The sequence below is a fragment of the Naasia sp. SYSU D00057 genome, assembly GCF_017916505.1.
Classification (GTDB): Bacteria; Actinomycetota; Actinomycetes; order Actinomycetales; family Microbacteriaceae; genus Naasia.
The window spans coordinates 92,240-104,932 of sequence record NZ_JAFMSZ010000004.1; the positions used below are offsets into that span (position 1 = coordinate 92,240).

9 protein-coding genes are annotated in these 12,693 nt (G+C 73.6%); 8 read left to right on the forward strand and 1 reads right to left on the reverse strand.

Going from position 1 to position 12,693, the window contains the following annotated elements:
* Positions 1–19: 19 nt before the first annotated feature.
* The 6 genes from J3P36_RS13295 to J3P36_RS13320 all read left to right on the forward strand — a co-directional run bounded on the left by J3P36_RS13295 (position 20) and on the right by J3P36_RS13320 (position 8,827).
* Positions 20–991, forward strand: coding sequence for a MoxR family ATPase (locus J3P36_RS13295; protein ID WP_210508690.1), 972 nt, complete (start codon positions 20–22; stop codon positions 989–991).
* On the forward strand, positions 988–2,397 hold the full coding sequence (locus J3P36_RS13300; protein WP_307807098.1) for a DUF58 domain-containing protein: 1,410 nt from the start codon (positions 988–990) through the stop codon (positions 2,395–2,397). Before J3P36_RS13295 ends, J3P36_RS13300 begins: the two co-directional genes overlap by 4 nt.
* Positions 2,394–4,727, forward strand: coding sequence for a transglutaminase-like domain-containing protein (locus J3P36_RS13305; protein WP_210508691.1), 2,334 nt, complete (start codon positions 2,394–2,396; stop codon positions 4,725–4,727). The genes J3P36_RS13300 and J3P36_RS13305 overlap by 4 nt, the downstream gene beginning before the upstream one ends.
* Complete coding sequence (locus J3P36_RS13310) at positions 4,724–5,383, forward strand: zinc-ribbon domain-containing protein (protein ID WP_210508692.1); 660 nt, start codon at positions 4,724–4,726, stop codon at positions 5,381–5,383. Before J3P36_RS13305 ends, J3P36_RS13310 begins: the two co-directional genes overlap by 4 nt.
* A gap of 87 nt (positions 5,384–5,470) precedes the next feature.
* Positions 5,471–7,885, forward strand: a complete 2,415-nt coding sequence (locus J3P36_RS13315) for an FtsK/SpoIIIE domain-containing protein (RefSeq protein WP_210508693.1) — start codon at positions 5,471–5,473, stop codon at positions 7,883–7,885.
* Between the two features lie 39 nt (positions 7,886–7,924).
* Positions 7,925–8,827, forward strand: a complete 903-nt coding sequence (locus J3P36_RS13320) for a TerC family protein (RefSeq protein WP_210508694.1) — start codon at positions 7,925–7,927, stop codon at positions 8,825–8,827.
* A 39-nt stretch (positions 8,828–8,866) separates the two neighbouring features.
* Here the strand turns inward: J3P36_RS13320 and ald are convergent, their stop codons facing one another.
* Positions 8,867–9,985, reverse strand: coding sequence for an alanine dehydrogenase (gene ald, locus J3P36_RS13325; protein ID WP_210508695.1), 1,119 nt, complete (start codon positions 9,983–9,985; stop codon positions 8,867–8,869).
* A 318-nt stretch (positions 9,986–10,303) separates the two neighbouring features.
* On the opposite strand from ald, the gene J3P36_RS13330 reads away from it, so the two are divergent.
* Together J3P36_RS13330 and J3P36_RS13335 are read left to right on the forward strand one after the other, a co-directional pair.
* Positions 10,304–11,530 (forward strand): PotD/PotF family extracellular solute-binding protein, encoded by a 1,227-nt coding sequence (locus J3P36_RS13330; protein ID WP_210508696.1) that lies wholly within the window; start codon positions 10,304–10,306, stop codon positions 11,528–11,530.
* Positions 11,530–12,693 carry an ABC transporter ATP-binding protein gene (locus J3P36_RS13335; protein WP_210508697.1) on the forward strand — a complete coding sequence of 388 codons (1,164 nt, stop codon included), beginning with the start codon at positions 11,530–11,532 and terminating at the stop codon, positions 12,691–12,693. The genes J3P36_RS13330 and J3P36_RS13335 overlap by 1 nt, the downstream gene beginning before the upstream one ends.

The window sequence follows — 12,693 nt, forward strand, 5'->3', positions numbered from 1 at the left end:
GACAGGAGACACCAGGAGCATGACGATGACCCCGGAGCAGGCGGCCTGGTTCAGCGACATCTTCGGACGGCTCGCGGCGAACGTCGAGCAGGTGCTGCTCGGCAAGAGCCACGTGATCCGGCTGTCGCTGACGGCGATGCTGAGCGAGGGGCACCTGCTGCTCGAGGACTTCCCCGGCACCGGCAAGACCTCGCTCGCCCGCGCCATCGCGCAGAGCGTCGCCGGCAGCGCCAGCCGGGTCCAGTTCACGCCGGACCTGCTGCCGGGCGACATCACCGGGGTCAGCATCTACGACCAGCGCACGGGCGAGTTCGAGTTCCACAACGGTCCCGTCTTCGCGAACATCGTGCTCGCCGACGAGATCAACCGCGCCAGCCCGAAGACGCAGTCGGCTCTGCTCGAGGTGATGGAGGAGGGCGCCGTCACGGTCGACGGCATCCGGCACCCGGTGGGCGCGCCCTTCATGGTGATCGCGACGCAGAACCCGATCGAGCAGGCGGGCACCTACCGCCTGCCCGAGGCCCAGCTCGACCGCTTCATCCTCAAGACCTCGATCGGCTACCCCGACCACGCGGCGACCCTGCGCATCCTCGAGGGCTCGACGGTGCGCTCGCACGAAGTGGTCATCCCGGCGATCGTCCCCGCCGACGTCATCGTCGACATGACCCAGCTCGCGCGGACGGTGCACGTCGACCCGTCGGTGAGCGACTACGTCTCGCGGATCATCGAGGCGACCCGGAACGCGGACGAGGTCCGCCTCGGCGCCAGCGTGCGCGCCGCCATCGCGCTCCTGCGCACCGCGAAGACCCTCGCCGCCTCCAACGGCCGCCACTACGTGATCCCGGACGACGTCAAGGCGCTGGGGGAGCCGGTGCTCGCGCACCGCCTCGTGCTCGACCCGGAGGCCGAGTTCGACGGCGTCACGGCGTCGAACGTGATGGCGCAGCTCCTGCTCGAGGTCCCGCCGCCGAGCGAGCGGCAGGCCGTGTGAACACCACCTCCCGCCATCGCAGCGGGACGCGCGGCAGCCTGACGGGCGTCCCGCACTCCACGACGGTGCGCGGCGAGACGGCCGCCGCCACGCCGCTGACCAACGCCCGGACGAGGATCGTCGGCGAGCGCACCGGGTTCGTCGCCGACGTCGTCGTCCTGGTCGTGCGCGCCTGGCGCATCGCGACGGGGCACGTGCGGACGGCAGCCCGCACCGTCGCCTCGGTGGTCACGGCGCTCGGCTGGACCATGGTCGGCGTCACCGCCACCGCTTTCGCCGTCGGCTATGCGGCCGGCTGGGCCGAGCTCGTGCCGGTCGCCTGGGCGGGCACCGTGATCATCCTCGTCGCCGGCCTGTTCCTGCTGGGCGGGCACGGGCAGGACCTGAGGCTCGCCATGCCCCACAACCGCGTGGTCGTCGGCTCCGAGGCGTCGGGCGCGCTCGTCGCCCGGAACCCGACCGGGCACCGCCTGCTCGCCACCGCGGTCGAGCTTCCGATCGGCGACGGGCTGCAGGACCTGCCGATCCCGTCCCTGCCCGCCGGTGCGACCGAGGACGTGCCGTTCACCGTGCCGACGCGCCGCCGGGGCGTGCTCCCCATCGGGCCCGTCCGCTCCGTGCGGGCCGACCCGCTCGGCCTCGTGCGCCGCGAGCACGTCTGGGACACCTCCGTCGAGCTCTTCGTGCACCCGAGGACGGTCGCCATCCCGGCGACGAGCACGGGCTTCGTCCGCGACCTCGAGGGCCAGGCGACGCGCGACCTCACGGCGAGCGACGTCGCCTTCCACGCCCTCCGCGAGTACCAGCCGGGCGACGACCGCCGCTACATCCACTGGAAGTCCACCGCGAAGCAGGGCGTGCACATGGTCCGCGAGTTCGAGCAGACCCGGCGCAGCCACCTGCTCGTCGCGCTGAGCCTCGCGGGCGCCGATTATGCGAACGCGGAGCAGTTCGAGCTGGCCGTCAGCGTCGCCGGCTCCCTCGGCGTGCGTGCCATCCGCGACGCCCGCACCGTCTCCGTCGTCGTGAGCGGCACGACGCCCGAGTTCGCGAAGCGCAAGGTGTTCACCGTCCGGTCGCTCAGCACGCTCACGCCGGTGCGCCTGCTCGACGACCTCGCCCGCGTCGAGCGGGCCGACTCGGCGCTCGGTGTCGTCGACCTCGCCCGCGTCGCCTCCGAGCAGGGCGCCGGCACGAGCGTCGCGTTCCTCGTCCTCGGCTCGAAGCCGACGCCCGCTCAGCTGCGGGCGGCGTCCGCCTCCTTCCCCGCCGGGGTCGAGGTGGTCGCCGTCGTGTGCGATCCCGGCTACGTGCCCGCCCTCCGCCGCGTCGGCGGCCTCACCGTGCTGACCATCGGCTACCTCGAGGACCTCCAGAAGGCCCTCGCCCGGAGCAGGGCGGCATGAGCGCGCCCGTCCCGCCGGCGCGGCCGTCCTCGCGCCTCTCGCGCCTGTCGCGGCGCGGCGGCTTCGTGCTCGGCAACACCGCGTTCCTCGCGCTCGCGATGGCGATCGCGAGCGCGTCCTTCTGGCCGATCCACCAGAGCGAGTCGCTCGTCGTCGCGGTCGCCGTCGCGCTCGTCGCGGGCGTCGCGATCGCCGTCCTCGGCGCCGCCCGGCGCTGGCCCGGGTGGGCCGTCGGTGCGGCGACGATCGCCGCCTACCTCCTCCTCGGCGTCCCGGCCGCAGTCCCGTCCCTCGCCTACGCGGGGGTCGTGCCGACCGTGCCGGGCCTCACCGAGCTCGTCGCCGGCGCCGCCCTCAGCTGGAAGGAGCTGCTGACCATCTCGCTCCCGGTCGGCGGCTACCAGACCCTGCTCGTCCCCGTCTTCCTCCTCGTGCTCGTGCTCACGGTCGCCGGGCTGTCCACCGCCCTCCGCGCCCGGTGGGGCGTGCTCGGCATCCTCGCGCCCGTCGTGCTGTTCGTGGCCGGCGTCCTCCTCGGCCCCACCCGGGCGTCCTCCCTCCCGGTCGGCCTGGCCCTCCTCGTCGCCGCGCTCGCGTTCCTGCTGTGGCGCCGGTCGCGCCGCCGCTCCGCGCGCGCGGTCGGCGAGTCCCGGGTCGACCGCCGGCGCGCCGAATTCCGCCGCACCGTCGGCGCGGCCGTCATCCTCGCCGTCGCGGTCGCCGGGGGAGTCGGTGCGGCCGCGATCGCGCCCGCCGCCGGACCGCGGCAGGTGCTGCGGGCCGCCATCGAGGTGCCCTTCGACCCGCGCGACCACCCCAGCCCGCTCGCGGCGTTCCGGCGCTACTTCCAGGACGACCGCGCCGACGCGACCATGCTCGCGGTCGAGGGCCTCGAGCCGGGGGACCGCATCCGCATCGCCACGCTCGACACCTACGACGGCGTCGTCTACACGGTCGGCAGCGACCAGGTGAGCAGCGCGTCCGCCTCCTTCACGCGCGTGCCCTCGTCCGTCGACACCTCCGACGTGAACGGCCGGCGCGTGCGCATCGAGGTGACGGTGGAGGGCTACCGCGGCATCTGGCTGCCCGACATCGGCGCCCTCGAGACCGTCCGCTTCGGCGGCGACCGCGCCTCGCGGCTGCAGGACTCCTTCTACTACAACCGCACGAGCGGGACGGGCGCGGTCATCACGGGGCTCGAGGCGGGTGACAGCTACGCCATCGACGCGGTGCTGCCCGACACCGTGGGGGCGAACGCACTGGCGACCCTGCAGCCCGGCACCGCGCCGGTCCCCGAGCTGCCGCTCGTGCCGGACGAGCTCGACGCGGCCCTGGAGCGCTGGGCGGCCGGAGCGGACGCCCCGGGGGAGCGCCTCGTCGCCGCGCTCGACGGCCTTCGGCAGGACGGCTACGTCAGCCACGGCCGGGAAGGCGAGCCGTTCAGCCGCTCCGGTCACTCGGCGGACCGCATCACCGAGCTGCTCACCGCGCAGCCGATGCTCGGCGACGGCGAGCAGTACGCGGTCACCGCGGCTCTCCTGGCTCGCCGGCTCGGCTTCCCCGCGCGGGTCGTCGTGGGCTTCGTCGCCCCCGAGGACGATCCCGGGAACCTGCGCGGCGCCGACCAGAGCGCCTGGATCGAGGTCAACGCGGCCGGCGTCGGCTGGGTGCCGATCGACCCGAACCCCGCCGTCCGCGACGTGCCCGAGCAGGAGCCCGACGACACCGCGAGCGTGTCCCGGCCCCAGTCGGTCGTGCAGCCGCCGCCCGACGACGCCGTCGACCCGGACGATGTGGTGCCGCCCGACGTCGCCGAGCAGGACCAGGAGCCGGAGGCTCCGCTGTGGCTCGGCGTGCTGCTCGCGGTGCTCCGCGTCCTCGGCTGGGTGCTGCTCGGAGCGGCGATCCTGCTGTCCCCGTTCCTCGCGATCCTCGGCCTCAAGTGGCGGCGCCGGCGCCGCCGCCGGCATGCGGCGGCGCCCCTCGAGCGGATCGTCGGCGGCTGGGACGAGTTCGCGGACGCCGCGGTGGACTACGGTGTGGATGCGCCGCCGACGGCCACCCGCAACGAGCTCGCGATCGCGGTGGGCGGCCGCAAGCCGCTCGTCCTTGCCTCCGCCGTGGACCGGGCGACATTCGCGCCCACCGACCCGCAGGAGGTCGACGCGGACCGGGTCTGGACCTCGGTCGCCGACCTCCGCGCCGATCTCGGCCGGGACCGCACCCGGTGGGAGCGGCTGAAGGCGCTCGTGTCGCTCCGCTCGTTGCGGCGCGGCGCCCGGGCGCCGCGCCCTCGCGGCCTGCCCACCTCGGAGAAGGAGACCCGATGACCTGCCCGACCTGCGGTGCGACGCTGCCCGAGGGCGCGATGTTCTGCGGCGAGTGCGGCACGGCCACCCGATCCGCCACCGGCGCGATCTCCGTCGTCCCGGTCGGTGGGCCGGCGCTCGAGGAGCCGGTCGGCGCCGATCCCGCGTCCGCCCCGTCCTCGGCTGCCCCGGTCCCGCCGGCCGCGCCCGCTCGGACCCCGCAGTCCGCACCCGTGCCGCTCCCGCCGATGCCGTCCGCCGACGCCACCGACAAGGTGAACTCCGGCGCGATCTTCGTTCCCGTCCCCGACGAGCACACCCGCCTGCCGACGTTCAGGGCCGCCGCGCCCGCCGCGCGGTTCGTGCTGCAATTCAGCACAGGAGAGTCGGTCACCGTCACCGGCACGGGGCTCGTCGGGCGCCGTCCTGAGCCGCAGCCGGGGGAGGCGTTCGACTCGCTCGTCGCCATCGACGACCCCGGCCGCTCGGTGTCGAAGACGCACCTCGAGTTCGGCCAGGAGGGCGGCGTCTTCTGGGTCAGCGACAGGTTCTCGGCGAACGGCACCGTGGTGCGGGAGCCGGAGCGGCCCGCGCGGCTCAGCGCGCCCGGCATGCGCAGCCGCGTCCCGCGCGGCTCCAGAGTCGAGATCGGCGAGCAGTTCTTCGTCGTGAGCTGACCCTCCCCATCCTCCCGCGGCGGGCCTCCGCCCACCGTCCTCCGGCTGCCGCCGACCGGGAGGTGGCCGAGGCGGCACCCTGCTGGAGTGCACCTCCCGCCGCCTCTGCCGGATCCGGAGCCGGTCCCGTTCCCGCTCGCCGCGACGGTGGCGCCCGTGCTCGCGGGCGCGGTGCTGTTCGCGATCACCCGCTCGCCGCTCTCCCTCGCCCTGGCCGGTCTCGCCCCCGTGCTCGCGCTCGCCGCTCTGCTCGATGCGCGCCGCCAGCGCCGCCGCGCGCGCCGGCGGGCGAGAGCCCGGCGGGCGGTCGCGCTCGACCGGCTGCGCGTCGAGGTCGCGGCGGAGCACGCCCGCCGCATCGCGGCCCTCCGTGCGGCTGCCCCGTTCGCCGCCGACGTGGTGGCGGGCCACTCCCGCCCCGGGAGTCGCGTCGTGCTGGGCGCGGGAGGGGTGCCGAGCGGCATCGCGCTCGCGCCCCAGGAGCCGGAGGACGAGGACCTCGTCCGCGAGGCGGCGGTCCTCCCGGCGGCACCCGTCACCGCCGAGCGCGGGGACCTCGTCGGTCTCGCGGGCCCGCCCGTGCTCACCGCGGCGGTCGCCCGATCCCTGGCCGTGCAGGGCTGCGTCGCGACCCGCGCACGCCGGGTGGAGGAGCTGGCGGCCTCCTGCCCGGTGGTGGTCCTCCTCTCCGGGGTCCGCCTCGGCGAGGTGATGCGCCACCCCGACGCCGCCTCGCTCGGCCGGCTTCGTCCGGAGCTGGTCTCGGCGGCGAGCGCCGGGAGGCGGGACGAGCGGCCGGCCGCGGTCACCCTGGTCGATCTCGGCCCGCCCGGTGCCGCTGCCGGGCTCGCCGCGCGCTTCGCCGTCACGTCGGACGGCCCGCTCGAGCTCGATCTGGTGCGCGACGGCACGCACGCGATCGTCGGCGGCACGACCGGGTCGGGCAAGAGCGAGCTGCTGGTCTCCTGGGTGCTCGCGCTCGCGGCGGCGCATCCGCCCGAGCGGCTCGCGGTGCTCCTCGTCGACTTCAAGGGCGGCACCGCCTTCGACCCGCTCGCCGGGCTCCCGCACGTCGCGGGCCTCGTCACCGACCTCGACCCGGACTCCCTCGCCCGGCTGGCCACCGGACTCCGCGCGGAGCTGCTGCGCCGCGAGCGGGTCCTGCGCGACCACGCCGCCCGCAGTGTCGAGGCGGTGCCCGCGCTCGGCCGGCTGGTGGTGGTCATCGACGAGTTCGCGGCCCTGCTCGCGGCAGAGCCGGCGCTGTCCGACGTCGTCACCGACCTGGCTGCACGCGGGCGCGCACTCGGCGTCCACCTCGTCCTCGGCACCCAGCGGCCCACCGGCGTGATGCGCGAGGCGCTGCTGGCGAACTGCGGCCTCCGGATCGCTCTCCGGATGCTCGCCGCGGAGGACAGCCGCGCGCTGCTCGGCGATCCCGGGGCGGCCCTCCTGCCGGCGGGCGAGCCCGGAGCGTGCCTGGTGTCCCGGTCCGGTGAGCCTCCCGTGCGGGCGCGGATCGCATCGTCCTCCGCTGCCCCGGCCGCGCATCGCGGGAGGGCCGTGGCGCCGGTCTGGCTGCCGCCGCTGCCGCCGCTCGTGGGGCTCGCCGAGCTGTCCCCGCGCGGGGCGGACGCGCTCGTCGTCGGGGTCCTCGACCTGCCCGCCGAGCAGCGGCGAGACGTCGCGGAATGGCGGCCCGGCGTCGAGGGAGCGCTGCTCGGGGTCGGCGGCCGCCGGTCCGGTCGCAGCACGCTGCTGGCGACGCTCGCCGAGCAGAGCGGCGCTCCGGTCATCGCCGGCGGGGCGCCTGCGGGCGGGGAGACGCTGTGGGACGCGGTCGCCGCCGCCGGGCCGGAGCTCATCCTCGTGGACGACCTCGACCTCGCCCTCGCCGATCTCAGCGACGAGCATGCGGCCGAGCTGGGGGAGCGGCTCGCCCGCCTGGTCCGCGGCGGCCGTGCTTCCCTCGCCGCGACGGCGCACGTGCCTCTCGCGCCGGCGATCCGCCCGCTCGCCGCCGCCGCGGGGCGGGTGCTCGCGCTCGGCGACGCCCGCGACGAGCTCGCCGGCATCGGCAGGCGCGGCGCGGCGAGCCTGCCGCCGGGGGCCGGCTGGTGGCGTGGGGAACGGGTGCAGGTCGCGGTCGGCAGTCGACCGCCCCGTCTCGCGGCGTCCTCGGTGCAGGCGGTGCCGGTCGCATCCCCGGCGATCGTCGTCACTCGGACTCCCGCCCGTCGGCAGGACGCGGCCGGGGAGGGCGTGGTCGCGGTGACGCCGGAGGAGTGGCAGTCGTCGCCCGCGCTGTGGCCGTCGGTGGCGACGACTCCGATGCTGCTCATCGGCTGCTCGGCGGCGGAGCACCGGGCGGTCACGCGTCGACGGGAGCTGCCGCCCGCGCTCGCCCCGATCGACGGGCGGGCCTGGCTGGTGGCGCCGGGGCACCCGACGAGCCGGGTGTCGGTGCTTCCGAGCGACGCGTCTTCCGCCCCGCCGAGCTAGCGCGAGAATCTCTCAGGAAATGCCCAATATGGTCCGAGTGTGGATTTCTCCCTCGAGCTGACCCCTGACCTCGTCATCGCGTTCCTCACGCTCTTCGTCCTCGAGGTGGTGCTCGGCGTCGACAACGTGATCTTCATCTCGATCCTCGCGAGCAAGCTGCCGGTCGAGCAGCAGGCGAAGGCGCGAAATCTCGGCCTGTCGCTCGCGATGCTCATCCGCATCGCCCTGCTCTTCGCGGCGTCCTGGATCATCGGCCTCACGGCGGACCTCTTCGAGCTCTTCGGGATGGGCTTCTCGGGGCGCGACCTCGTGCTGATCCTGGGCGGGCTGTTCCTCGTCTACAAGGCGGTCACCGAGATCCACGAGAAGCTCGAGGGCGCCGAGTCGCACGGCACAGGCCGGGTCGCGAGCGCCACCTTCGGCGCCGTGCTCGTCCAGATCCTCCTGCTCGACATCGTCTTCTCGTTCGACTCGGTCATCACCGCGGTCGGCATGGTGGACAACCTGATCGTGATCATCGCCGCCGTCGTGCTGTCGTTCGGGCTCATGCTGTTCTCATCGAAGTACATCTTCGCGTTCGTGAACCGGCACCCGACCGTCAAGATGCTCGCCCTCGCGTTCCTCGTGCTCATCGGCGCGTTCCTCATCGCGGACGGCTTCGACGTGCATGTCGACAAGGCGCTCATCTACGGCCCGATGGCGTTCGCGGTCGCTGTCGAGACCCTCAACCTGATCTACAAGCGGCGCCAGGCGAAGGCCGCCGGCCGGCCGCCCGAGCCGGTGCACCTCCGCCACGCCTACTCGAAGGCCGACGACCACGACGCGATCGCTGCGGCGACCGCGCGGGGTCCGGAGGCGGGCGCGGTCAACCTGTCCCGCAAGCCGGTGAAGGGAACGGTGCGACCGGACGACGGCCACCAGGAGCCCGCCGGCCTCGGCTGAGCCGGGGTGATCCCCGCTCCGGGCTGACGCGTCCGGCCGCTACGCCGCGAGCGCGGTCTCGAGCGCGATGTGACCGAGGCCGTGCGCGGCCGCGACCGGCTGGTTCGCCAGCGCTCCCGCATGCACGTTGAGGCCGAGCCCGAGCGCCGGATCCGCCCGGAGCGCCTCGCGCCAGCCGAGCCGGGCGATCGCCCGGACGTAGGGAAGGGTCGCGTTGGTGAGCGCGTACGTCGAGGTGTGGGGCACGGCGCCCGGCATGTTGGCGACGCAGTAGAACAGCGAGCCGTGCACTGGGAACGTCGGCTCCGCATGGGTGGTCGGGTGCGAGTCCTCGAAGCAGCCGCCCTGGTCCACCGAGATGTCGACGAGCACGCTCCCCGGCTTCATCCGGGAGACGAGGTCGTTGCTCACGAGCTTCGGCGTGCGGGCGCCGGCGATGAGGACGGAGCCGACGACCAGGTCGGCGTCGAGGAGGGCCCGCTCGATCTCGTAGGCGTTGGAGGCGGTCGTCTTCACGCGGCCCGCATAGAGGGCGTCGATCTCGCGGAGGCGGAACAGGTTGGTGTCGAGCACGGTCACGTCTGCGCCGAGGCCGACCGCCATCTGCACCGAGTTGGTGCCGGCCACGCCGCCGCCGAGCACCACGACCTTCGCGGGGCGCGTGCCCGGGACGCCCGGAACCAGGAGACCCGGTCCGCCGTTCGGGCTCAGCATCGTCGACTGTCCGACGAGCGGCGCGAGTCGGCCCGCGACCTCGCTCATCGGCGCGAGGAGCGGCAGCGACCGGTTCGGGAGCTGGACGGTCTCGTAGGCGATCGCGGTCGTGCCGGAGTCGAGGAGGGCGGTCGTGAGCTCGCGCTCCGCGGCGAGGTGGAGGTAGGTGAACAGCACGAGGTCGTCGCGGAAGTGCCGGTACTCGCTCGCGATCGGCTCCTTCACCTTGAGGAGGAGCTCGGCCGTCGACCACACCTCGTCGGCGGTGCCGGCCAGCCGGGCGCCGGCCGCGGCGTAGTCCGCGTCCCGGATGCCGGACCCCTCACCTGCCCCGGCCTCGACAACGACGTCGTGGCCGCCGGCCGTCAGGTCGTGCACGCCCGCAGGCGTGACGGCCACCCGGAACTCGTTGTTCTTGATCTCCCGCGGGACACCGATGCGCATGAGCCCACGATAGCGAGAAAACCGCCGATTTCATCCGCCCGACTGCACCTTGCGCGACGGAATCCGAAGCGCAAGCAGGAGAAGGAGACGCGATCCGCACACCGGCGCCGGAAGCGGACTCCGTGCGGGCACCCGGCCGCGCCGGAATGACGAAAACCTCCGAATACGGAGGAGGACCGGCGCTTCCGGCACGGAATTCGTGAAGATTGTGTTTCGAAGTGGTCGATATGCGCCGACGGCGCAACGATCCTCACGTCCCTGTGCCAGGATCGGACCACGCACCGATGGCGGTGCCCGAACGGATCGGAAGGAGCGGCGATGTCCCCCCGCGAACTGCCCACCGACGCTGGCATTCGAGCGCTGATCGCCCAGGCGGGCGCCTGGCGGGTCGGCCGCCGCACCGTGCTGCAGGGCGCCGGCGTCTCCGCCGCAGCCCTCGCGCTGGCGGCCTGCTCCACGGGCGGTGGCGGCGGCGCCGCCAAGCCCTCCGCCGCCGCGGACAAGTCCGACAGCGACAAGACGCTCACCTGGGCCAACTGGTCGTTCTACATCGACGAGGACGACGAGGGGAACTACCCGACGCTCCAGGCCTTCCAGGAGGAGAGCGGGCTCACCGTCACCTACGACGTGGCCGTCGACGACAACAACACCTACTACGCGAAGGTCAAGGACCAGCTCGCGCTCGGGCAGGACATCGGCGCCGACGTCGTCTGCCTCACCGACTGGATGATCAGCCGCCTCATCGGCCAGGGCTACGTGCAGAAGCTCGACCACGCGAACATCCCGAACCTCTCGAACCTCACCCCGAGCCTGCAGAACCCGGACTTCGACGAGGGCCGCGAGTACTCGGTGCCGTGGCAGAGCGGCTTCGCCGGCCTCGCCTGGAACAAGGAGAAGCTTCCGAACGGCCTCACCTCCGTCGAGGAGCTGTGGGACCCGGCCCTCAAGGGCCGCGTCGGCGTGCTCTCCGAGATGCGCGACACCATGGGCCTCCTCATGCTCGCGCAGGGCATCGACATCTCCAGCTCGGACTGGGGCGACGAGGAGTTCGCGGCCGCGATCGAGGTGTTCCAGCAGCAGGTGTCGTCCGGTCAGATCCGCAACATCAAGGGCAACTCCTACGCCGACGACCTGAAGAACGAGGACACCCTCGCCGCGATCGTGTGGTCGGGTGACATCACGACCATCAACGGCGAGCTCGGCGAGGAGAAGTTCGGCTTCGCGCTGCCGGACACCGGCGGCACCCTGTGGAGCGACAACTTCATGGTGCCGATCGGGTCGCCGCGCAAGACGAACGCCGAGAAGCTCATCGACTTCTACTACCGGCCGGAGATCGCCGCCGAGGTGGCGGCGTACGTGAACTACATCACGCCGGTCGAGGGCGCCAAGGAGGCCATGGCCGACATCGCCCCGGAGCTCGTCGAGAACCAGCTGATCTTCCCCAACGAGGAGACCCTCGCGAAGGCGCACATCTTCCGCACCCTCACCAACGCGGAGCAGACGCGGTACCAGGCGGACTTCGAGTCGGTGGGTCTGGGAGCCTGATGGCGCGCGGCCTCTTCGCCGAGTCGGGCGCCGACCTCAAGCTCGTCGGCGTCCGCAAGCAGTTCCCGGGCTACACGGCGGTCGAGGAGCTCGACCTCACGGTGCCGGCCGGCACCTTCTTCGCGCTGCTCGGCCCGTCCGGCTGCGGCAAGACGACGACGCTCCGCCTCGTCGCCGGGCTGGAGGAGCCGACCGCCGGCAGGATCCTCATCGGCGGCACCGATGTGACCGACACAAAGCCCTATCGGCGGCCGGTCAACACCGTGTTCCAGAGCTACGCGCTCTTCCCGCACATGACGGTGCTCGAGAACGTCGCGTTCGGCCTGCGCCGCCGCGGCATCGGCGACCCGGTCGAGAAGGCGCACGCCGCACTCCGCCTCGTCGAGCTCGACCACCTCGCCGACCGCAAGCCGGCCCAGCTCTCCGGCGGCCAGCAGCAGCGCGTGGCGCTGGCGCGTGCCGTCGTCAACCGGCCGGCACTCCTGCTGCTCGACGAGCCGCTCGGCGCGCTCGACCTGAAGCTGCGCCGGCAGATGCAGCTGGAGCTCAAGAACATCCAGAGCGAGGTCGGCCTCACCTTCGTGCACGTCACCCACGACCAGGAGGAGGCCATGACGATGGCCGACACGGTCGCGGTGATGAACAGGGGCCGCATCGAGCAGATCGGCGCACCCGAGGAGATCTACGAGCTGCCGCGCACCGCGTTCGTCGCGAACTTCCTCGGCCAGTCCAACCTGTTCGGCGGCACGGTCGCCGAGTCCGGATCGGGCGCGTTCGGGGTCGACGTGGCGGGGCGCCGCATCCTCGTGCCCATCGACCGCGCTCAGCGGACCACGGGCGCGGTGACCGTCGGCGTCCGCCCCGAGAAGCTGCTGCTCGTCACCGAGGAGCCCGCGCCGATGGCCGGCGTCAACGTGCTGGGGCCGGGACGGGTCACCGACGTCTCCTTCAGCGGCGTCAGCACGCAGTACCTCATCGACGTCCCGCACGTCGGCACCGTGATCGTCTTCGCGCAGAACCTCGTGTTCGGTCCCGTCGTCGAGCCGGGAGCGGAGGTGTGGGTGACCTGGCGGGTCGAGCACGGCTTCGGCCTCGCCGACGCCCCGGCCGCTTCGGCCCTCGAGCAGGCGCACGAGGCGCTCGTCAGCGGCGTGGAGGGCTAG

What these genes read in the sequence shown, in the direction of transcription:
- J3P36_RS13295 (WP_210508690.1), top strand. Translation starts at nt 20, where the DNA reads ATGACGATGACCCCGGAGCAGGCGGCCTGGTTCAGCGACATCTTCGGA.
- J3P36_RS13305 (WP_210508691.1), top strand. Translation starts at nt 2,394, where the DNA reads ATGAGCGCGCCCGTCCCGCCGGCGCGGCCGTCCTCGCGCCTCTCGCGC.
- J3P36_RS13310 (WP_210508692.1), top strand. Translation starts at nt 4,724, where the DNA reads ATGACCTGCCCGACCTGCGGTGCGACGCTGCCCGAGGGCGCGATGTTC.
- ald (WP_210508695.1), bottom strand. Translation starts at nt 9,985, where the DNA reads ATGCGCATCGGTGTCCCGCGGGAGATCAAGAACAACGAGTTCCGGGTG.
- J3P36_RS13330 (WP_210508696.1), top strand. Translation starts at nt 10,304, where the DNA reads ATGTCCCCCCGCGAACTGCCCACCGACGCTGGCATTCGAGCGCTGATC.
- J3P36_RS13335 (WP_210508697.1), top strand. Translation starts at nt 11,530, where the DNA reads ATGGCGCGCGGCCTCTTCGCCGAGTCGGGCGCCGACCTCAAGCTCGTC.